Source organism: Stieleria sedimenti, from assembly GCF_025060895.1.
Lineage (GTDB): Bacteria > Planctomycetota > Planctomycetia > Pirellulales > Pirellulaceae > Stieleria > Stieleria sedimenti.
Map to the genome: position 1 here is coordinate 1 of NZ_JANZKV010000172.1, position 23,427 is coordinate 23,427.

General features: G+C 59.9%; 11 protein-coding genes. 2 read left to right on the plus strand and 9 right to left on the minus strand.

Going from position 1 to position 23,427, the window contains the following annotated elements; translation table 11 throughout:
- Positions 1-159: 159 nt before the first annotated feature.
- The 8 genes from NZK35_RS21480 to NZK35_RS21515 form a co-directional block, all read right to left on the minus strand.
- Positions 160-3,138, minus strand: coding sequence for a c-type cytochrome domain-containing protein (locus NZK35_RS21480; RefSeq protein ID WP_259634579.1), 2,979 nt, complete (start codon positions 3,136-3,138; stop codon positions 160-162).
- Positions 3,135-4,760, minus strand: coding sequence for a PPC domain-containing protein (locus tag NZK35_RS21485; RefSeq protein WP_259634580.1), 1,626 nt, complete (start codon positions 4,758-4,760; stop codon positions 3,135-3,137). Before NZK35_RS21485 ends, NZK35_RS21480 begins: the two co-directional genes overlap by 4 nt.
- Positions 4,761-5,125: 365 nt before the next feature.
- Positions 5,126-6,466: a DUF1501 domain-containing protein gene (locus NZK35_RS21490; protein ID WP_259634581.1), complete on the minus strand. Its 1,341-nt coding sequence runs from the start codon at positions 6,464-6,466 to the stop codon at positions 5,126-5,128.
- A gap of 11 nt (positions 6,467-6,477) precedes the next feature.
- Positions 6,478-8,715 carry a DUF1549 and DUF1553 domain-containing protein gene (locus NZK35_RS21495; RefSeq protein ID WP_259634582.1) on the minus strand — a complete coding sequence of 746 codons (2,238 nt, stop codon included), beginning with the start codon at positions 8,713-8,715 and terminating at the stop codon, positions 6,478-6,480.
- 587 nt (positions 8,716-9,302) lie between these two features.
- Positions 9,303-11,000 (minus strand): cation:proton antiporter domain-containing protein, encoded by a 1,698-nt coding sequence (locus NZK35_RS21500; protein WP_259634583.1) that lies wholly within the window; start codon positions 10,998-11,000, stop codon positions 9,303-9,305.
- A 317-nt stretch (positions 11,001-11,317) separates the two neighbouring features.
- Positions 11,318-12,730, minus strand: coding sequence for a protein kinase domain-containing protein (locus NZK35_RS21505; protein WP_259634584.1), 1,413 nt, complete (start codon positions 12,728-12,730; stop codon positions 11,318-11,320).
- Between the two features lie 325 nt (positions 12,731-13,055).
- Positions 13,056-16,079, minus strand: a complete 3,024-nt coding sequence (locus NZK35_RS21510) for a hybrid sensor histidine kinase/response regulator (protein WP_259634585.1) — start codon at positions 16,077-16,079, stop codon at positions 13,056-13,058.
- A gap of 10 nt (positions 16,080-16,089) precedes the next feature.
- A complete protein-coding gene (locus tag NZK35_RS21515) occupies positions 16,090-16,986 on the minus strand; it encodes an ATP-binding response regulator (RefSeq protein WP_259634586.1) in 897 nt (298 codons plus the stop codon).
- 603 nt (positions 16,987-17,589) lie between these two features.
- On the opposite strand from NZK35_RS21515, the gene NZK35_RS21520 reads away from it, so the two are divergent.
- Positions 17,590-19,341 (plus strand): efflux RND transporter periplasmic adaptor subunit, encoded by a 1,752-nt coding sequence (locus NZK35_RS21520; protein ID WP_259634587.1) that lies wholly within the window; start codon positions 17,590-17,592, stop codon positions 19,339-19,341.
- On the plus strand, positions 19,341-20,663 hold the full coding sequence (locus NZK35_RS21525) for an ABC transporter permease (protein WP_259634588.1): 1,323 nt from the start codon (positions 19,341-19,343) through the stop codon (positions 20,661-20,663). The genes NZK35_RS21520 and NZK35_RS21525 overlap by 1 nt, the downstream gene beginning before the upstream one ends.
- 1,083 nt (positions 20,664-21,746) lie before the next feature.
- Here the strand turns inward: NZK35_RS21525 and NZK35_RS21530 are convergent.
- A complete protein-coding gene (locus NZK35_RS21530; protein ID WP_259634589.1) occupies positions 21,747-23,294 on the minus strand; it encodes a CehA/McbA family metallohydrolase domain-containing protein in 1,548 nt (515 codons plus the stop codon).
- Between the last annotated feature and the right edge of the window lie 133 nt (positions 23,295-23,427).

Sequence of the window (23,427 nt, forward strand, 5' to 3'; positions counted from 1 at the left end):
GATTCTCTCCCTTTGGGAGAGACGGCGTTTGCGCAGCAAGCAAACGCCAGAGAGGGTTCATGCCGCAAAAGTCTTGGCGCCTTCCGCTACGATCAAATCCGTCACTTATACAATCGACGACCTTCGGGATAACGGGTTCGCTCGCGATCCCGCCTGTTGTCATTCTCCGGCGACGAGTTCTTGCAGCTGCTTTCCGGACTTGTCGATTCTTGTTGCGACGCCGTCGGCGCCGCCGACGATGAACTGCGTCCCGTCGCGGTTGGCGCCGAGTGCGTAGAGGTATCCGCCGGGGAGTTTGGCGTTGGTTTCTCGGCCGCCGTTATCGGTGCGATAGACTCGGAAGTAGCCATCGCCACACGTGATGCCGATGCGGTCGTCTCGCCCCACGTAGACCAGACGCGTGATTTCCGATTTCAGTCCGCTGATCGTCCGCGTCGATTTGCCGGAATCGATGTTCCAGATCTTGACGGTCTGATCGGCTGAACCGCTGGCGAGTTCACGTTGGTTGACGTTCCAGGCGAGCGCGCTGACGTGATGCGTATGGCCTTCGAGTGACTTGATCAAGGTTCCCGTTGCGACGTCCCACAATTTGATCATCCGGTCGGCGCCGCCGGTGGCCAAGGTCTTGCCATCGGGAGAAAACCGAACGCACAGCACCGTGTCACTGTGCGGCGATTCGATGCGACGGACCAGGGAGCCGTCCGACAGATTCCAAATCATCAGCTCGCCCGTCCGCGACGGTTCTCCGCCTCCGGTGGCCAGCCATTGTCCCGACGGATCGACGTCGACGCTCAACACACGATCGGCAAATGGACTGTCCGCGGTCGCCGAGCCGATCGTTCGCTGATGCTTCCAAAGGTGCTCGGACGCATGTAGCGCGTGGAGCTGTCCGTCGGCTGCCTGGATCAACACACCGTTGTCACCAGCGGCAACCAACCGGCCGCCTGCGGGAAGTTCGGGCAACTGTCCCAACCAGTCGCCCGTGGCGGTCCAAAGACACCAAGTTCCCGAAGTTTGCGAGCGTGTCAGAACCCGTGTTCCTGACGCGGTCAGGGCTACAGGTTGGTCGGTCGCTGTCGATTGATCCACGCGTGTTTTGGATTCCGCAGCCTTGGCTTGTTTCGCTTCTTGTTCGGCCTTGATCGTTTCGAGTGCCTGCTGGCGACGTTGATGTTCTTCGTCGAGTCCTTTCAGCCGTCGTTCGCCGCGCGCTTTCGTTTCTTGGGCCAATTGCAACGCGGTTTGTTGGTCCGCCAGTTCGCTGTTCTTCGTCGCGAGTTCTTTGGCGGCATTTTCAGACGCTTCGCTGAGCGTCTTGGTCGTGTCGGCCAGTTTCTTGGCGTCGGGCACCGTGGCGAGCTTCTGCTCGGCGTCGGCTTTCTCTTTTTTCAATGCTTCCAGTTGCTCGGTCAATTTTGCAATCGATGTATCCAATTGATTGACCGTCGCGGTGAGTTCGGTTCTCATTTTCGTCGCCGATTCTTCTTCGGCGCATGCCTGAGCCAATTTCGCTTGAGCGGCTTCGGCGGCTTTCTTTGCGTCGGCAACACCTTTTTGTTTTTCGGCAACCGCCGTCGACTTGGTGGCGATGTCGGCCGCGATTTTTTCCAAACTCTTCTTTTCCGCGTCCACGTTGGACTCGGCCTGTTTGACCGATGCGTCGTGGGCTGCAATCAATCGTTCTCCCACCTGCGTTTCCCATTGGTCCGACGCGTGTTGCGCAGCGGCAACGGGATCCGATTTGGCGACTTCGACAAATGTCTTGTCCGTCAAGTGGAACGTCCCCAGTGCGCCGGATTGCGTCGTCATCCAGAGCAGATTGTTTGAGCCGGCCAGAGAAACCGAAGCGGGCGCGTCGGGAAGCTTTCCGAGTTCGACGAATTGATTCTTCGCCGCGTCGAACTGTGCGATTTTGCCCGAGCCATCGATCGCGACCAGCGGCGCGTCGTCGCGAGCTGCCGAGCAAAGGAAGGCGATCGGCTGATCCGAAACCGCCAACTCGCTGCTGGTCCACGCATCGTTCTCTCGGTGCCATCGATTCACCTTGCCCGACGCGTCGCCGGTGACCAGGCGGTCCCGATCCGGCCAGATCATGGACGTGGTTGGATGGGCGGCTTCCATCGTCTCGGGGGCTTTGCCATCGATGCGGACGACTCGGATGGTTTTGTCCCATGCGATCGACACGCAATCGCCTTGCGGGCCGACGGCGACGTGGACGAGCGGAGGTTGATCCGATTGGAATTCGGCCGGGACGTCAAACCCTTTCATCCATCGCCAGCGATTCATGCCGACTTTGGCCACACTCAGTTCGCCCCTGGGCGACAACGCCGCGACGTGACGGCCGCTGGGGTTCATCGCGATGGCCAAGGTTTCATCGCGATCAATGACTGGAATCGATGTCGGTTCAAACGGAGCCATCTGCCAGAGTTTGACGTTTCGATAGCCGCTGGAGAGGACGCGCCCGCCATCGGAAACAAATCGTAAGTCTTGAACAAAGTCGTCGTGGGCGGGTCGGGTTTGGTCTTCCAAGTGACGCTCAAGTGAGTCGATCGGTTCGGAAGACTTTGATCCGAACAACCGAATTTGGTTCCCGAATCCGACGACCGATAGCCGACCGTCGGGCGTCATGTCGGATCCATAAACCGTTTGCAGGCTGCTCGGCAGTGGTTGCCATTGCCGCGGCGTCGGTGTGCCGCTCGCCTGATCGACTTCTGCACCCGAATCGATCCAGCGTCGCAGCAGCGCCAGTTCGATCGGGTTCAGGGCCGCGGCCGAGACGTCGTTGTCGTCGGGCGGCATCACCGGGTCTTCGGCATGGGAGGCGAGCAGGAACAAACGGCTCTGTTGCGCATTGCCGGGGACCAGGACATCCTCGACATCGGATGCCTTCATCTTTTCGACCGTCTCCAAATTGACGCCGCCTTCTTCGCTGCTGGCATTGTGGCAGGCGACGCAATTTTTGGTCAGCACAGGGGCGACATCGCGGCTATAGAGGACCTTTCGGTCTTCGGGCAGTTCCGCGATCTCACGGGTGTTGGCCGACACGTTGGTCGACAGGCCCTGTGCGATGGCCAACACAAGCATCACCGCGACACCGCGACGCGGACTCGGTTGGAAACGGGATGGGCGATCATTCATGGCGTTGCCGGTGGGGTCGAAGCGTTGTCGGTCGAGGTGTTGTCGTTGGGTGCCGGTGGGATCGTCAACCAAAATTCTGTCAACGAGAGCTGGGGACGCAGCTCGTAGGTCGCTTCCGATTTCCCTTCGGTCGGATTGCCGTCGGCGTCCACGAACGTGCCGGTGATTTGGAACGTTGCGTGACCGGCGGCAGCGTCACCAGCGGTCAACTTTAATTTGACGGATTTCGACGTGTCGCCCTTGGGTTCTGAAACGACACTTTCGACCGTCACGCCAGGCGGTAATCCGACTGCCGTGATTTGGACTTTTTCGCCGAAGCCCGCCGTGCGCGTCACCGTGACGGGGATCTCCAGGGGGTTGTCGCGTGGCACGACAAAATGGTCCTCCGCGAGGGTCAGCTGGCATTCCGGACGCCGTTCGCGGATCGACAACTGGTAGAAATGCCGCGGGCCGTATCCGTCGATCATGTCGGACACTGTCACGTCAACCTGGCCGTCTTGCTTCGCTGTGAAGTCGACGCCGGCGTCGTAGTTGCCCCGTGAGAGGTCATCATTGCTGGCCAGCACGCTGCCCGACTTCTGATCGCTGATCGTCAGTTTCGAGTCGAGCAAAAACCCATCGGCTTTCGATCGCACTTCGGCACGATACGTTTTGCCTTTGACCGCGGCAAACGAATACGTGTGTGTTTCTTTCGGCTCGGTGATGCATCCAGAAAGAACCGCGGGGAGCGATCCGTCGAATGCGTCGTCGTGATGCGAATGCACCGCGTCATCGTCCCGGCGTGCGACCCAGAACCAACCGAGTCCGTGGGGCACCGTCGCCGTCGACGGGGCCACACGGGTTGCGGGAGCCAGGACGACGGGGCACGATTCGGGAAGATTGTGGCCGAAGGGCAGGGCGGTTTCGCCGCGGATGGCCAGATGGTCCAAGAACGGACCGGTTGTGATGTCGCAGACGTAAACAAAGCTGCTCGATCCGCCGAAACCGACGGTGCTGTTGGGCGTTTCAGGAAACGCAAAGATGCGGACCAGCACGTCCTGGTCGGCCTGGCATCGATAGACCAGTTGCGGGTCCAGGCCGCGGGCATCGTCCACCTGTGCCAGCACGTTGCCGCGAAGATCCGTCAGCTGCAAGACGGCATCCATCGGTGATTGAAGCAGCTGATTTGCGGTGACCGAAACGACGAGTTGCTCACCGGCTTTGAGCGAGACGCGATAGGCATCGCTGTCACCACTCTTGGCCAATCGTCCGGCAACCACCGCCGGCAGGGTCACCCGATGGGCGGCGTCGCGTTTGTCGTTGGGTTCGACTTCACTGGTCACGGCGATCGGTGCGATGATCAGCGGATGGAGCTGCGTGGCCGATTGATCGTCGTGAAGTCGGATCCAGGCCACGCCCGGCGGCGCGGTCGCCGGGATTTTGACGGTGAACTTGCCCGAGTCCTTCGCGGGCGTGATTTCAACGTCGTCTCGATCGCAAGCGACCGCCGACGGCCAATTGGGGAATTTTCCTTCGGCCGTGATTTCGGTTTCGCTCCCCGTCGCGACCGCCGGTGGGAAGAGTCGATCGAGCTTGAGTTGTGCTTGGGCGGTCCGGGGCGAAAGCACGCAAACGGCAAACACGCAAGCAACGATGATCCACCCCAGCGGGACGCGTAAGCGACCGGCGCGAGTGATCCATCCCGGCGGGTGGCGCTGTGAAGCACTTTTTAGCGGTAGGGCGCGAGCCCTCCGGCCTTTCAAGGTGTTTTCGCACCGAAACCGGACGGCTCGCGCCGTTCCGCTAACACCTTCGTTGCCAAAGTAAGTGGCATTGGGCTTCCGCCCTGCCGCTAAAACTTTGCAAAACACCGGAAACAAACGATTCACGATCGGCACGCGACACCGGCCGGCGCCACGCGCAGGACCAGTCCATTGCCGCTCGAACTCGTGCGACGAAATTGCGACAACCGAACTTCTCGAACGGTGTTGAAACAACGCCATCATCACTAACCCATCAGCTCGTCGATCGGGGTGGCGTCGCTGACCAAGTGGGTCGGGCGTCCTTCCGGCGTGTACATCATTTGGCCGGGATCGATTCCGAGTTTTTGGTAGATCGTCGAGACGAAATTTTCGGGCGACAGCACACGTTCGATCGCGGCGTAGCCTTGTCGATCGGTGGCTCCGACGACCTGGCCTCCGGGGGTCTGTCCGCCGGCGAACATCACGCTCATCGCGTTGGACCAGTGGTCGCGCCCGCCGTCCTTGTTGATTTTCGGCGTCCTCCCGAATTCGCCCAGCACGACCACCAGGGTGCGCTCGAGCATGCCCTGTTGTTTCAGGTCCGAAATCAAGGCAGCGATCGTCGCTTCGAACGGAGGCAGTTTGTCGTCGAGTGACTTGAAAATATTGGTGTGGTGGTCCCAACCGCCGTGATACAACGTCACGAAGGGAACGCCCGCACCGACCAGACGCCTGGCTAACAAGGCTTGCTGGCCGAAGGTGTTGCGGCCATAGGCATCGCGGACTTCGTCCGATTCTTGATGGATATCGAAGGCCGCTTGGGCTTCTTTGCTGCTGATGATTTGCATGCCCTGTCCGTAGAATTCATCGACGGCCAACGTCGGATCGGCGACCGACGCGTCGTTGAATCGAAGCATCGTGTCGATGTGTTTGCGAATCTCTTGTCGTGATGCGAAGCGGTCGCCGGTCAATCCGCTGGGAATGGTGACGTCACGGACGCGAAAGCCGGAACTGTTGGGGCTATCGGGCACGACGAACGGCGCGTACTTGCTGCCCAAAAAATTGGGGCCGCCGGAGCGTGACATGCGGGGCAGCGAGAAATAGGCGGGGATGCCGTGGGGCGCGCCGATTTCTTTGGCCACCACGCTGCCCAGACTGGGGTGGAAACTGACGAAGGCGCCACAGCCGACCGGGATCCGCGGCGGTGCGCCGGTCATCATGTAATGATTGCCCGCACCGTGGTTGCCTTGGTCGTGGCGAATCGAGCGAACGATCGCCAAGTCGTTGCTGATCGCCGCCAGTTTCTTCATCGGCTGAGCGAATTGCATGCCGGGGGTCTGGGTCGCGATCGGCTGGTACGCCCCGCGAATCTCGACCGGTGCATCGGGCTTGGGGTCAAACGTCTCGTAGTGGCTCGGTCCCCCGTCTTGCCAAACCAAGATGCACGCATCGGCCTGGGCGTTGTGCCGGCTTGAATCCGCTGCCGAAGAGGCTCGCGCGCGGGCGCCCAGGGCGCCCGAAAGGCCTCCGGCGATCAGCCCGCCCAGCCCCAGCTTCAACCCATCACGCCGGGTCAGGCCTTCGCAATTCGTCCAACTTTTTGCCATGGTGGTGGTTCTCAATTTTGAATCATGAATTCGGGAGCGTTCATCATCGCCCACATCAAGTCTTCGATCGCGCCGCGTCGTTGTTCGCCCGCGGCGGTGATCAGTGATTCGCAGTATCGTTGCTCTTCGACGGTCGGCCGACGAGAAAAAATCGCCAGGTACAGTTCCGTCGCGATCTCCGCGGCCGACAACGTGCTGCCGGCCAGCCGTGCGGCGCGACCGGAGTCGCTGCGAATGCGTCCGTCGATCTCACGCGAATTCATCAGGTGCAAGGTTTGCGTGACCGACGAGTCCGCGATCCGTTCGCAGGGTGGATCCTGGTTCGGGTCCGGGCGGCCGAACGTGTCCAGGAAAACCGATCCGATCCGGTGCGTCCAAACTTGATTGGAACGCGACTGGGGAGCCAAAGCGGAATACGATTCGGTCGTCTCGGTGGCATCGGCGACCGCTTCGGCCAGGACCTCGGCACGCAAGCGATGCCGGTAGTGACGCGAGTAATTCAGCCGATCGCTCGCGTTGGATTCGTTGGGGGTTGAACTGGTCGCGTACACGTTGGAAAGCACGATCGTCTTGATCAACTGCTTTTGATCGTAGCCGGACTGTTGAAAGTGTTTGGCCAATGCATCGAGTAACGCGGGATTGCTGGGCGGATTGGTGCTGCGGAGATCGTCGACCGGATCGACGATGCCGCGTCCCATCAGTTGAGCCCAGATGCGATTGACTTGGACGGCGGCAAAATACGGGTTGTCGGCAGAAACCATCCAATCGACGAGGGCTTCGCGCGGGTCGTCGTCTGCGGCCAAGTCGACCGTCCCGAATAGCGGGGCCGGCGCGAGCACTTCTTCGGTCACCGGATGCCGGACGTCCCCCGTGGTGGAAACATAAACGATCTCTTCACCACCGGAGATGGGCGGGGAAAGCCCCGTGCCCTTGCGACCGACTTTTCCAAAGAACGCGGCGAAGGAATAGAAGTCGTGCTGGCTCCACTTCTCAAACGGATGATGATGGCACTTCGCGCAGTCCAACCGCACACCCAGGAAAAGCTGGCTGACCAGTGTGGCGACTTCATCGGGGCTGCGGCGGTCGCGAAACAACGTGGCAGCACCGTTGTGCCAAGTGCTGCCCTTGGCGGTGATCAATCGACGCGCGAATTCGTCATGCGAAACGTTCTCGCGGAATTGCTGCCGGATCCAATTGTCGTAATTGAGTACCGCCTTGATGCCGACCCGATAGGGATTCGGACGCAGCAGATCCGCCCATTGGTTCGCCCAGTGATCGACGTATTCGGGTTGTTCCAGTAAGTGGTCGACCAGTTGCTCGTGTTTGTTGCTGTCTCGGCTGTCGAGAAACGGTTGAGCCTCTTGTGCCGATGGCAAGCGGCCGATGACGTCGGTATAAACGCGGCGCAAGAAAACGGCGTCGCTTGCCGGTTCGGAGACCCGGATTTGCAGTTGACTCAATTTGTCATAAACCAAGTCATCGATAAAGTTCGCTCGAGGCAGGTCGTCGTAAAACCCATCCGGCAACGCTTCGATGCGCGGGATGCTGACATTGGCCACGCGAATGTGATTCATGTAGCGGGCCATCACCGCGGTCTCGCCCGGGACCGGACCGGCCTTCAATCGGCCACCCGAATCGACTTGCACGATGGCGGCATCGTTGGACAAGTAACTGGTCATCTTGGTGACGTCACGCGTCGTCCCGTCGCTGTAGGACGCGACGGTCGACAGCTCGGCCGTGCCCGAGGGTGTCAAGGCAAACTCGGTCTGTTTCAACTCGACGGATTCCAGCACGGGTTCGTCCGCCAGCCGACGGGGAGCGCCTTGGCGGATCCACGCGAGGAGCGTGTGATAGGCGTCCGACCCGACTTCGATTTTTCGACCGCCGCCGTGTGGCAACTCCGCCGTCGCCTTCTGGATCAACAGACTCGACTCCGGTGAGGCGATGCTCAGCCGTCGCCCCCGCGCTTGACGGGCGATCGCATCGTGGTCGAAGTCGGAATCAAAGCCGAGCAGTGAGAGTTGGAAACCGTTTTGCCCGCGTTGCTTGCCGTGACAGGCTCCGGCGTTACAACCGTGTGCAGCCAAGATCGGTTGCACGTCGAGTTCAAAACTGACGACATCGCCCATCACCGAGTTGCGGCCTGGCAGATCCTCGCCATGCGCCACGACGCTACAGAACGCGACCGACATCAACGCCGACATCACGACGTGACGGTACGACAACCTCGTCTCAAGGCGATCGGGCATGGCAGGAGGGCGGGCAGGGAGGGGGAGGGCAGGGTAGGGAGGGGAACCCAGTATAGCCGTTGGCCAACCGTCGATGGCGTCAAGAATCTAAAAGCGTCGAAAATGCGAGTCGGCAATGAGTGGGAGGGCCGTCGTCGTGCAGGAATCGGTGGGTGGTGGAGTGAGCGGGAAATGGGGTCAAAAAATGGGGTGGTCAAAATATGGGGTGGTCAAAATATGGGGGCAAAACGATGGGGGCAAAACGATGGGGGCAAAACGATGGGGGCAAAACGATGGGGGCAAAACGATGGGGCAAAACGATGGGGGCAGGAGGTCGTGCAAATATCGAAGTCACCCTCCCGTGTGCGGGAGGGTCGAGCGCAGCGAGGGGAGGGCTTCCGACATTGATGCTCTATCGTTGTTCGCAACTTTGGCTTCGCAACAACCCTCCCCGCTTCGTCGCACACTCCTCTGCGACCCTCCCAGAGGGAGGGTGACGACAACTTCGTTGATGAACGGATCGGTTCACTTGGTGCCTATGGGGTCGAGCGAAGCGAGGGGAGGTCGATCGGTCAATCGCGGCGTTTACTTCGCCGGTCGGTGTCACGTCACTTGTTTTTTCGCCGCTGAGTGATCAACGCGTGCATGACGTCGCTGCGGCGCACCACTCCCAGCAATTCGTGGGGGCTGTCGCGTTGGACGACGGGGATGCAATCGTCCGTCTCGCCCTGAAACAACTCGAACGCTCGCGCCGCCGGGTCGTCTTCGTGCAGACAAGAGTCGATGTCGCTGACGAGGTCTTCGGCGCGGACCAGTTTTGCGGCGCTGTGATCGAACAGAACGTCGCTGAGCAGCGGATAGCGAATCACGCCGACGACGCGCATTCGATCGTCGACGACCGGGTAAGTGTTGTCGTGGCTGTGTTCGATATGCGCGACGACTTGATCGAAGTCGGCAGATTGATGGATGCCTTTGGTTTTTCGCAGCAGATCGCTGACCTTGACTTTGCCGATCACCGCTGCCGCGGGAGCGGTTCCGTTGACCGCCGCACGGAACCGATCGACGACCTCGCGCAACTGTTCCAGCGGCGTACGGCTGGTGTGGTGGATCGCTTGGGCCAGCGGGACTTCGCCGGTTCGGATCAACGAGTGTCGAATGAACAGCGGGCCGATGATTTCGAACAAGACGACTGATCCCAAGATGATGTCTTGGATCGGCTTGCCCAATTCGGGATTGCGGTTGACGGCAATGGTGGACAGTGCGATCGCGGCCCCGGCCTGGGCGAACAGGCACGCGCCACCCCAGTTGCGTACTTCCGGCGGTTGTCGGGTGGCTTTTGCCGCGACATACACGCCCAGCCATTTACCCACGATCCGAAAGGCGATGTAAACGATCCCCAGTTTGCCCGCGGCGATGAACGCTCCGGCATCGAGTTCGGTGCCGTGGGCGACGAAGAATAGCACCGCCAGCAAGCCCGACAGGTGATCGAGTTCGTCGACGATCTTCTGTTTGTAATCCGACGTGTTGGCAACCGTCACACCCATCATCAGAAAGGACAGCATGTACGGTATCTCGAACGATTCGTCGACGCCCAACAGGAACGTGACGGCGGCGACCAACAGCACCAGCCAGCGTTTCATGTTTAGAAATCCGCAGCCATAGCTGACCACCAATCCGCCCACGATCCCCAGTCCCATCGATCCGGCGACGTTCAGTAATACGCCGAACATCTGGCGGCTGAAGGAGACTTGCAGGTTGCCCTGGAACCATTCGATGCCCAGGAACGCAAACTCGAACAGGATGATGCAGGCAAAATTGTTCATCGCGACCAAAAAGCCCGTGGATTCGGTCACCGGGCCTTCGGAGCGGAATTCTTTCAGGACCAGAATCGTGGTCGCCGGGGCGGTCGCAACGGCCAGGCATCCCAGCAACAACGCCATGCTGCCTGTGCACCCGAACAGGACCAAGCCGATCGTGACCAGCACGGCGGTCGCCGTGATTTCGGCGATCGAGAGCGCCATGCAATGCGCCGCGACACGCCGGACCTTGGAAAACGTGAACTCGCAGCCGAGATTGAACAGCACCAACGCCATGGCCAGTTTGAGCAGCGGTTCGAATAGCTCGACGTGCTCGGTCGGGACCCAGTCCAGGGCGCTCGGGCCGACCAGCAGCCCCACCAACAGAAACGCGGTGACCTTGGGCAAATGGACGAAATCGGCCAAAACACCGGCAGCGAGGCAAACGGCGAGAAGCAATCCAATCGTGCTGGTGATGTGCAGATGGAATTCACCCATGAGGATTGCCATGAAAGGTCGCCTGTGGACACAGTTGGAAAATCCACAAAGAGTGTCAAGTGTGGTGAGACGTGGTCTTGTCGGTCACCCTTTGTTTGCCGAGGCCCAAGTTTAGCCGAAGTGGACCGTCGTTGTCGCGGTCGATTGGAGGGGCACCCGGCAATCGCATGGGACGGTTCGTAAGAGAGCCGATTCGTCCCGACGGGCAACGTAACGGCGTGTTGCATGGTTAGCGAGCCGTCCGGTTGCTGCGTGAAAGACCGGAGGGCTTGCGCCCTACCGCTAACAAAAGACACCCCGCCTAGCGTCCGGGTAGATGACATGGGGCGTCAATCATCCGGCGCATCGATCACGCGGGCGACGGCGAAGATCGTGTTGTCTTGCGGAATCGATTTGGCGTTCCACTGAAACCAGCGATAATTGCCGTCGGAATCACGGTAGCGATTGCAGAACGCCGCAATGGAATCGCCCTGGGCCAGCATGCCAATCGCTTGGATCGTTTGCTGGACGTCGTCGGGGTGGATGAATTCGATGAAGGGTTTGGAGATCAATTCGCTATCGCCATATCCCAACACCCGTGAAAAGTTCGAATTGACCCGTTTGAAGTAACCGTCCAAGCTGGCAATGCAAAACAGATCCATGCTGAGTTCGAAGAATCGACACAGGTCGCGTTCGGCACGTTCCATCGACGATTCCACGTAGGCCGTGATTTGTCCCGCGATGGTTCCCGCATCGGCCGGCCGGTCGCGTTCGTTCGGCGCCAAGCAGTGTTTGGCCAGGGCGATGATCGCCGGATCCGCGTCGCATGCGTCCAGGCGGTGGTACGTTTTGTGGATGGAGCCTCGGGCGGCTCGGCGATAGATCCGACGAAAGCTCGATCCCTCATAGGGCGGCTTGCCCGTCAGGATTTCGCACAGCAGCGCGCCCAAGCCGAAGACGTCCGAACGCACGCTGATGTGATGGCCGCGCGCCTGCTCCGGCGCCATGTAGCTCGGTGTGCCGATGATCTTGCTGTTGGACAGAATCATCGAGAGCTGCTCGTCGGAAATGTTTTCCACCGCAGCCGGGCTGATCGGGGTGAGCTCAATCGAGGACTTTCCCAATTGACGACTCAATCCCCAATCCATCACGTGGACTTCGCCGTACGCTCCCACCATCACATTGGACGGCTTGATATCCAAGTGAACGGTCTGATGCGAGTGTGCATAGGCGATCGTCTGGCAGACTCGGGCGAAAACATCCAGCAGACGCGAATGCTGGAGCTGGGTTTTGTTTTCCGTCGTCATCAACTCACTGAGCGTCCTGCCCTCGACCAGTTTCATCGCAAAGAAGGGCTGTCCGTCGTCGCTGACCCCCATGTCGTAGACGGAGACGATCCCCGGATGCTGCAGCCGCGCGGTCGTGCGAGCTTCTTGGAAAAAACGCTGGCGCGCTTCGTCTCGCCCCTGATAGCTCTTCAGCAAAACTTTGATCGCGACCTCTCGATCAAAGATGTTGTCGTAGGCATGATAGACCAACCCCATTCCGCCTTTGCCGATTTGTTTGTCGATTGCATACCGTTGCATCGTGGCGACCGGTTGCTGTTCGCAATGGTCGTGATCGAAATCTCCCTCCAGCTCGCTTCCTGCATGGTCTTTCGAGATCGATGCGGTGCGCGCCGACGAGCGGTTGGGGATCATGGACTCCGCATCCTCATGATTCGGCCTGAGGTCAAAATCGCGGCAAAGTTGGATCAAGGTCATCGATTGCAAGCTCATCTTGCGAGAGTTCGCGCAGCCTTGAGTGATCCGTTTGCCCCACACCCGCTGGAACCGCATCAATGAGCCTTTTCCAGCAGGCGACCGCCGGAGTACCACGCTCGGTGCACCGACGATCAACGATTTCAATGCTGCACAAACCTCTCGCTGAAACGGGCGGCTGACGCGCCCGCAGTGGAGTTGAAACGCTGTGCATCTGTTCGTGTGTCCGCTAAGCTTGATTGTACCCCTTATTCCAGGGGGATGGTAGGAGAAATTCCCCCAAAGATTTTGGGCGGTGATGTTTTTCCCGTCCGTTTCGTCGGGGCGTTCAGTCGGGATGGGACTGACGAAGTTGGTTCAACTCGGCCAACATGGCGCCGGCATCGGTGTTCAGCTGAGCCAGATCGGCGACGGTTGCGGCCAAGTCGTTGTCGCGGGCCTTCGATTCGATCCGCAGCGCCGATTCGCGGACCGCCTCGGCGAAAAACAGACTGGCGGACCCTTTGAGGGTGTGCGCACTGCGGGCGACCACGACGGGATCACCGTCGGGGATGGAGTCGTTGAGGACTTGCAGCAAACCCGTGCATTCGGCGATGAACACTTCGGCCAGCCGGGCAAGACCACGTGATCCGCCGGGGATTCGGCTGGCCGCCGCTTGCAAATCGATTGTCTGGAACTCAGCGGGGCCAGTGTCCTTGGAGCCGGAATCCTTGGAGCCCGTGTCGTTCACGCCAATGTCATTGGGGCCGGGATCCGGAGGAGACGCAGCGTTGGCGTCGTCGCTTTGGACTGTCGTGAACGCGACGGGCAGGTCCTGGGAGGGGGCGATCGCTGCCGGTTCGTTCGGGGTGTCCGGTGCAGTCCGGCCAGAGCCTGATTTTTGCGGGCCTGATTGGCCAAAGGCGGCGAGCACGGATGTCGCGGGGGCGAACTGGGCCATCATTTCTTGCAGCCGCCGCTGGTGGATCGGTTTGGTCAGGTAGCCGTCCATGCCCGATCGGGCGCACGCCTCGGCATCCTCTTTCATCGCCGCGGCGGTCAACGCGATGATCGGAATGTGCCGACCGGTGACACGCTCATGAGCACGAATCGCCTTGGTCGCGTCGATGCCGTCCATCACGGGCATGTGCATGTCCATCAAGATCATGTCGAACGGTTCGGACTCGTACCGCGCGACCGCTTCGCGTCCGTCGCTGACGACGATGGGGTGATGGCCCGACGCGCGGAGCATGCCGACGGCGACGTGTTGGTTGGCCAAGCCGTCTTCGGCGACCAGGACACGCATCGGCATGCATTCGGGCAGATTCGCACGCGGATCGATCTTGGCGGCCGTTTTTCGCTGCATGACCTGCAAGATCGTGTCGAGCAATTCCGATTGCACGGCGGGTTTGGTCAGGTAGCGGGCGATGCCGATGTCCTGGCAGCGCTGCAACGCGTCACCGCTGGAGGACGAGGACAGCATGATCAGTTTCAGTTGTTCGCTCGAGAACTGGGTGCGGAGCTGTGTGGCGAGTTCGAACCCGTCCATTTCCGGCATCATGCAATCCAGGATCGCCAGCTGAAACGGCTGGCCGCGTTGAGCCGCATCGGTGACCGCTTGCAGCGCGCTGGGGCCGCCGGCGGCGAGCGTCGGTGTCAAGCGCCAGTTGGTCAGAATCTCTTTCAGGATTCGCAAGTTCGTCGCGTTGTCGTCGACGACCAGCACGGACAATTCGGCGAGGCTCTCCAAGTCGCCTTCTCGGTCAACGGTTTGGTCTTCCGCCAGCGGAAAGGACGCGGTGAAGTAGAACGTCGTGCCCTGGCCGGGGCGGCTTTCCAGTTGCAGTTCTCCATGCATCAGCTGGACCAGTTCTTTCGAGATGGCCAGCCCCAGTCCCGTGCCGCCGAAGCGACGTGTGGTCGATTCATCGGCTTGCGTGAACGGGTCCAGGATCGACGCGTGTTTTTCTTTGGGGATCCCGATTCCGGTGTCCTTGACGCTGAACCGCAGCGGCAGGTGGTTGGGAGGTGCATCCGGGCACGGATCTCCCGCACAGACTTCGACCAGCACCTCACCTTCGTCGGTGAATTTGATGGCGTTGCCGATCAAGTTGATCATCACCTGACGCAACCGTCCGGGGTCTCCCATCCAGCGATCGGGAAGATCCGGTGCGACGCGGCAGGCCAGCTCGATGGTTTTTTTGGCGGCACGGATCGCCAACGATTGGCTGGTTCGCTGGATCAGATCGCGCAACGAGAACGGGATCGATTCCAGTTGCAGTTTCCGCGATTCGATTTTCGAAAAATCAAGGATCTCGTTGAGTAACAGCAGCAGCGATTCGGCCGAATCACGCACCAGATTGATGTAATCGAGTTGCTCGTTGTTGAGTTTCGTTTGGGCCAGCAGTTCGGACATGCCGATGATGGCGTTCATCGGCGTCCGAATCTCGTGGCTCATGTTGGCCAGGAAATCACTCTTGGCCCGATTGGCCGCGTCGGCTTCGTCGCGGGCGTTGCGAAGCGCTTCTTCATACTTGATCAATTCGGTGATGTCGCGTGAGATGCCGAAGGTGCCGATCACGCGCCCGTCGTCTTCCATCAACGGCATTTTGGTGGACATGCACCAGGTGTCGTCCCGGTCGTGCCAGGTTTCGCGTTCGACGAGATCGACGACGGGTTCGCGGGATTGCATGATCCGCAATTCGTCTTCGCGGGCGGCGGCGGCGTGTGTTTCGGTAAAGATGTCGGCGTCGGTTTTTCCGATCACTTCGGCGCTGGCCAGACCGAACTTTTTCGCCATCGCTTCGCTGATCCGAACGAACCGGCTGTCCGGATCCTTGAAATAGATGCTGTCGGGAATGTTTTCCAGCAGCGCGGTGAGCAGATAGCGTTCGTATTTCAGTTCGCTTTCGGCGAGATGTCGATCGGTGACATCCCAGAAGATCAGTTGGATACCGATGACGCGTTGATGGGCATCCAAGACGGGGCTCTTGATGCGTTCGATCCAGCGGCGTTGGCCGAATGGATCGACCGACTCTTCGACGCTGTGCAGCGATTCGCCGGTGCGGATGACCTGTCGGTCGTCCTTCATGTAGGCCTGGGCGATGTCGGGCGGAAAGAGTTCGTCATCGCGTTTGCCCAGCACTTCGTCAAGCGTGCAGCCGCGGGTTTTCAGGTACGTCTCGTTGGCAAACAGTCGCCGACCGTCGATGTCCTTGATCAACAGACTCAGCGGTAGCGTGTTGACCAGCGACTGATAGGCGGCGAGCGAGTGATGCGGCGCGAGGGAGTCGAGCACGTCGCTGCCCGAATCATCCGAGGACGAATCATCCGGGGCCGGTTGGTCCGTTTCGATGCCGTGCGGATCTGCCATCGGACTGTTTCTAACAACACTTCTTGATCATCGTGACCTCGTTGCCGATGTCGTTAAAACGCAACTCGTCGGCAAAGCTTTTCATCAGCACCAGCCCCTTGCCTGATTCGGCCGCAAACAGGTTCGCGTCGACTTTCTCAGGCACTTTGGAAGTGTCAAACCCGTTTCCTTCGTCGCGGATCACGATCTTGATTTCGTCCTTGCTGGCCGTGGCCTCGACGTAGACCTGGCGATCCTTGTAGGGGGCTTCCTGTTTCCGCCGCTCGATCAAATCCGAGGTCGCGTCGTCGTAAATGATCGCGTGGTGGGCGGGGGTCACTGACGGGCCGAGTTGCAAGTTGCCTCGATACATGGCGTTGATCAACGCGTGTTCGATCGCCACGCCCAGTCGGTTCATTTCCGCGCCGCTGATCAATTCCATCCCCGAGACGACTTGCATCAGCAAACCGACCAGCGGTGAAATCAAGTCGCTATCGTTGGGCAGCTGGAATTCAAAAACGTTCTTGGTCAGCTTGGAGATCAGCTTGGCAAAGCTGGCGTCGGTGCGGATGACACCCAACACGTCGATAATCGTGTCGTTGAGCAGCGATTGCAGGTGATTCTTGGGCACGTAACCGGCGGCCCCTTTTTGCAGCGCCTCGGCCGCCAGATCTTCCGATCCACGCGCGGTGACCAGGATGGCCGGAATGTGCGCGTAGTCCGAACGCATCATTTCCACCAACTCCAGGCCATTGACCTCCGGCATCTCCAGGTCGGTCACGACGATATCCAACGGTTCGCGGGCCAGGATCTCGATCGCTAATCTTCCGTTGGCCGCATGCCGTACATCGTGACTGCCTTCCTCCAGCAGCATCCGCATCTCAACCGCCTGAGTCGGACTGTCTTCGACCAATAATACCTTCGCCATGATGCCGTATTTCCGAATGGTGTGAGCGTGAACAGTGGTTTTGCGACTGAACCACCCCCCATCCTACACGTTTTTGACGATCAGAAACCCGACAGAACTGACAATCTGGCGGCAGTTTGGGAACTTCCATCTTGCGGCGAGTTTTCGGGTCTTCCCGGTCGACCGGGCTGGTCAGTTTGGCCGGACAAATGTCTTGCACCAAATGTAAAAGATCCAGTTTAATCTGCCTGGATCGCCTGGTCGGGACCTCCTGCCAACTTCCGATAGGCTAGGGAGACAGGGGCTTGATGGTCGACTACAATACGTGTGCGTTTTGACTGATCAGCCCACCCCCCGTGTCGCTCCGCCGTCAAAGCGTCCCGCCACGACCCACCGTAAGCCCACCTGCAAACACCGCCTGCACCCGCAATGTCGACCCAACCCATGATTTGATGGGGGCCGGCATAGGAATTGCCCCGCAATTTGGCGTGACCGCATCGCACGCGCACGAGAGGATCCGCCAACCTGTATCCGACGCGATGGTCGGTCCGGTCGGCGTCCGAAGGCTGTGGCAGTTGCGGTCCGCACACCTCCCTCCCACCTACCTAGCCCACCTACGACGCCATGTCCAACTGCATCGATACCCGGCCGATCTCGGCCGAACCAGCGTTTCGATCCGAAAACGATCTCAACGTCGCCATGACCAGGCTTGGAGGCCCCGCCGGTTTGGACGGCAGCTGCCTGGCAGCTGCGGCGAACGAGGCGAAGGGAGGCCGAACCGTCGCTCGCCGGCCCGGCCGCCGCGGCGGCGGGCATCGCAAGCACACCACCACGCCTCGGCGGCGACACGGCGTGGTTCACTTTCTGCCCCTGTTGGCCGCCCTGATCGCGGTTCCGATTCTCGGGTTTTCACTCTCGGCACTGTTCTTCGGCAGCGGCGGCCAGGTCGACGAGGACGTGTTGCTGCACACCGTCGGACGGAATCGCTTGCAGGTCACCGTGATCGAACGGGGAAATCTGCAAAGTCAATCCAACCGAGAAATTCACTGCATGGTCGAGGATGTCCAGCGCGACGGAATCAACGGGACCCCGATCCTGTGGATCATCCCAAACGGCAGCAGTGTCAAAGAAGGCGATCTTTTGGTCGAACTGGAATCCGCCCCGATGCGTGAAGCCCTCGACGAGCAGATGTTGGAAACCGAAGACGCCCGCTCGACACAGATTCAGGCCGAAGCCAATTACAACAACCAGATCGTTCAGAACGAAACCAGTAAAGCGGAAGCCGAACTGCAAGTCCAGCTCGCCAAGCTGGAACTGGAAATGTACACCGACGACGAAAGCGGGACGCTGAAGTTGGCGGTTGAGGAAATCAAACGCTCCATCGACGAGGTCAACAACCAGATCCTCGAAGCCCAGGCGACACTGGAGCTGCGACGCGACGATCGCCGCGGGATCGACTCGCTGTACAAGCTCGGATACGCCAACCGCAATGAGTTGCGCAAAAGCGAACTCGCGTTTTTGCAAGCCGAAGGCAAGTATGCCGCCCAACTGAACAAACTTGAGACTTCGTTGGCAACGCTCCGCAAGAAGGAAAACTATGAACGCGAAATGGAATTGCTGCGTTTGCGCGGAAAGTTGCAGACCGCCGAACGAGGACTGGAGCAGACGTTGCGAAACAACGAAGCCAGGCTGGCCCAAGTGCAAGCCATCTTGCGGGCCCGAACGGAATCGTTGAAGAAGGAAGAAGAGCGGCTGGCACGCTACACCGAACAACTCGCCGCCTGCAAGATTCATGCGCCCGAAGCCGGGATGGTCGCGTACGCCTCGGATCGAAACGACGAAATCCGCGAAGGCATGCCGGTCCGCTATCGGCAACACCTGATGTCGCTGCCGGCACTCGACAAGATGCAGGTTCAAACGGCGGTTCACGAATCGGATCTGGAACAGATTCGTATCGGGATGAAGGCCCGTATCACCGTCGACGCCTTTCCCGAGAACGAATACATCGGGACGGTCCAATCGATCGCCGTGTTGCCGGAGCAGAACGGATGGCGCGGCAGTGAAACGAAAGTTTACGCAACCACCGTCACGATCGATCAGACCGTCGATCAACTCAAACCCGGGATGACCGCGGTCACGGAGATCATGATCGATTCGATTGACGACGCACTGACCGTTCCGATCCAAGCGGTGATCGAACGAGACAAGCAAACGTGGGTGCTGGTTCGGGACAACCATCAACTCGCCACCCGAGCGGTCCAGGCGGGACGTCAAACCGACTCGGTGGTGCAGATCACCGACGGGCTGACCGAAGGCGATCAGGTGGCCCTGAATCCGCGTCAATTCATCGACGATCTTCTCAGCGGCGATTCCTGATGTGGTGGGCAACTCTCAAGCTGGCGATCCGCAACTTGCTGCTGCACAAAATGCGCAGCTCGTTGACGTTGTTGGGGACCATCCTGGGTGTCGCCTCGGTGATCGCGATGTTGTCGATCGGCGAAGGCAGCAAACAGGACGCACTTGATCGCATCCGCGGTTTGGGAGCCAACAACGTCATCATCCGCACGGTCCAGCCTTCGTCGGGGCCTGACGCCGGGGGCGGCAGCGGAACCCAACCGGCGATGGTCACCACCAGCCGCTACAAGGTGAACGCCTACGGTTTGACGTACGCCGACCTCCGCGCGCTGAGCCAGTTGCCGACCGGGGAAAGCGTCGTGCCGGTGATGATGAAGCGACAGGAGGTTTCCCATCATCGCAATCGGATCGCGCAGGCTCGGGTTCTGGCGACCACGCCGCAACTGCGGGACGTCCGCAGTATCTCGGTCGCCCGCGGACGCTTTCTTCAATCACACGACTTGGAAACGATGTCCAACGTCGCCGTCTTGGCCGACGGCGCCGCACGCAAGTTGTTCGGGTTCAGCGATCCGCTCGGCCAACCGATCTTGATCGGTGGCACGGCGTTCCGAGTGGTCGGCGTCTTGAACGAACGTGACAGCGGTGTCGCCCGAGCGGGCCAAGCCGAAGGTGGCGATGCCAACCAGGATATCTTCATCCCGCTTGATACGGGCCGCGGTCGATTCGGGTTCTTGTCCCGCGCCGGGTCGCAAGGAAGTCGCGAATATGACCGCGTGGAACTGACCGAAATCACCCTCGCCGTGGCCAGCGGTGACGCTGGCAAAGAGGCGGCCGATCGTGTCGTTCCGACCGCCAATATGGTGCGGGGGTTGCTGGAAAAGAGCCACGCGTCGAAGTCCGATTACCAGGTGCTGGTGCCGTTGGAGTTGATGGCCCAGGCGGAACACGAAAAACGAATCTGGAACATGGTGCTCGGTGCGATCGCAGGCATTTCGCTGCTGGTCGGCGGGATCGGGATCATGAACATCATGCTGGCGACGGTGACCGAGCGGACGCGGGAAATCGGGATCCGCCGCGCGATCGGGGCCAAGAAGCGAGACATCATTCGTCAATTCCTGCTGGAGACGACGGTGTTGTCCGCGATGGGCGGAGTGCTCGGGATTGTCTTGGGGATCGCGATCCCGATCATCGTGACCGTGTTCGCAGGAATGAAGACCGCCACCAGCGTCTCCTCGATCGGATTAGCCTTCGGCATCTCCGTCGGCATCGGGATCGTGTTCGGAGTCTACCCGGCCTACAAAGCCGCCTCGATGAACCCCATCGAAGCCCTGCGAAAGACGTAGACGCGTAGGTCACGCTGTGCGTGACAACCCGCCGAAAAGGTGTAGGTCACGCTGTGCGTGACAACCTGCCGAGAAGGAGTAGGTCACGCTGTGCGTGACAACCTGCCGAGAAGGTGTTGGCAGAACGATACGGGGCAGAATCATGACAGCAGAGAATGATTCTGCCATCCATCTCTTCATCGTTTTGCCCCGATCGTCTTGCCCCACCGCCATGACGTCTCGCAAATCATCTCTTTTTTAATCGCATGCGTTGCGTGTAGACATCACCATCATCCCTCGATCACGGTGGGCTGAAGTTGCGTGGGACTTGCAACCGTAGGCTGACGCCAGGTTCTTGAATCCTCTGGCCGTAGGTCGTCCGCGATTTGGTGCGACAAGCGTCCTGATCTCTTGTGGCCCATCGAGTGATCCGGCGGCGCACAACTCCCCCGTGACTCGCGTCGTGTGGTCCAGTGTGTTTTTCTTTGATTCAAAGACGAATCCGACCGAACGCACGACGCGCCGATCCTTGGGAGTCGAGCGCCTTTGAGTTTTCGAAGTGCACCAATGAGATCAAAACGCGGTTTGCACCGCGACGTCGATGAAGGGCGTGCAAGTGATTCCCGGGGCGGAAGGTGTTCGGAGGAGCAGGTTGTTCGGCGTGACCCGGCGGCGTGGGAAGCGTCCCTGCGTTCGGCAGGTTGGGCAAACGACTTGCGTCCGATGATCGCTCTCAAGTTTTTGTTTGTCTTCGAGGTTTGCATTTAGCCGGAGGCTTCGCGCGGCAGCATGCCGGAACTTGCGGCGCCCCCTCCGGGACGTCAATTTTATTACTGCAAGATTCATGGCTCCCTTCTCCCCCGCAAATCGTAACAAGCTTGCTTGTCGATTTGGGGGGGAGAAGGGCCGGGGATGAGGGGGCTGGTGATCGGTTTTGCATACCACATCGATCGTCGCGGAAGTCGCTAAGCCTTTCTGGGCGCCGGCCCTCTCTGGCGTTTGCTTGCTGCGCAAACGCCGTCTCTCCCAGAGGGAGAGAATCTAAATCGGTTGCCAAATCCTGCAGTAAAAGAATTGAAATCCCTCCGGGATACTGAAAATCCCTCACCGGGTCTCCCAAAACCGCCGCGCCGCTCGGATGAAGGGCACATAGCTGGCCAATTGATCCGCCGGCAATCGCGTCAACCGCTGTTCGTATTCGGACAACCATTCCCGAAAGAACTGAACGCTTTCCGGACTGACTCGCCGTCGGCCGTCAAACTCGATCCACCACGGCGCGCTCATCGCCGCGCGGTAATGTTCACCGTGCAATGTCATCACGCGGAGGATGACCCAGCCGCTTTCGGTAGCCATGATCGGTGGGATCTCGCCGCCGGCTTTGGCAAATTCATCCAAGCGTGCACTGTAATGGACTCGGTTGTTGTGAATCACTTCCAAGTACTCGACCGGGTCACGCACCGCCAGGTTCAATTCCGGTTGGATCCGCAACACCTCACCGCTGCGGCCTCGAAACACATGGCCGGGCAGTTTGCCGCCGACCAGCGGACGCATCAGCGGTCCATTGGTCGCCACGCTGGTGCCGGCCCAAGCGGCGTCCCACCAGGCCTGCTCGGTCTGTGGCGCGGTCGGAGATTCCACGCCGTCATCGCCCGGGGACGGTTTGGAAGTGACGTACAAGCGGTTGTATCCGATCGGTGTTTTGGCCGACCGATCGCCGCCGCCGGCCAAGGGCACCAAATCAATTCCGGCGTCGAGTGCGTGTCGATAGATCCGCTCGGCGTAACGGCCGACCTGGGTCGGCTCGGCAAGCGAGAACGACGACGGGGTTCGGCCTTCGCGAACCGACACGACTCGGCGGTCCAGTCGCAGCCAATCACCCAGCACGAACATGCCGTCGACTTTTCCGCTGGCCAACCACACCGGCAGCTCCCAGGCGAACGGGTTTTCGATTCCGATTTTGACGTCGGTCGCGTGTTCGTTTCCCGTGACGGCGACCAGCTGGGCCAATGAATGCTCCGTCGGCTCGAGCGTCGATGCGTGCTGGGAATCGAATCCGAAATAGACCAACCCGCGGTCCGCCGTCAGGTCGGTGCGAATCCAAGTCGGTTGGTGTTCGATCGGCTCGTCTGAATCGCGGCGGGGAATCGGTTTGGAAGGGCGTTTTCCGAGCACCGCGGCAAGGTGCAGGTCCTCCGACGCCATCCTCAGCGGCACGCTTTCGGACGAGGGAACGACACAGCAATCGCCGGCCAGCCAACCCTCGGCCGCCATGTCGACCATTCTCGGCAGCGAGACTGTTTTTTCATCCAGGCTCGTTTTTTCTAGCTCGAAGGTGCCGTTGATCACCCGGTATTCGGGGCCGCGGACGATGCGAAATCGATACGGGCCGTCGGGCAATTCCAAGACCACGCTGCGATCGACGACGACGCCGATCCCCGCCGAGACGGTTTGACGAACGGGCATCTGGTTTTCCTGCGGCCCCGACGGATGGGCGCCGCGAAAGAACTCGACACGAGAAATGACCGGTTCGCCTGTCGATTCGTCCTGCAACTTCAGCGTCAATGAACCGCCTGCGGCCAGACAGGGACTGGCCGACGTCACCAGAACGCCTACAGTAAACGCCCAACGGGCGGATCTTTGCCGTAATTTCATCCGAGATTCGTTCCGATACGATTGCGGCGCAAGCTTTGCTACCTCTGACCAAGTGGCGCGGACCGTGCCAAGTTTGTCGCAACCCAGTATAAACCCGACCCAATCTGACTGACCGTTAGAGAACATTTTTGCC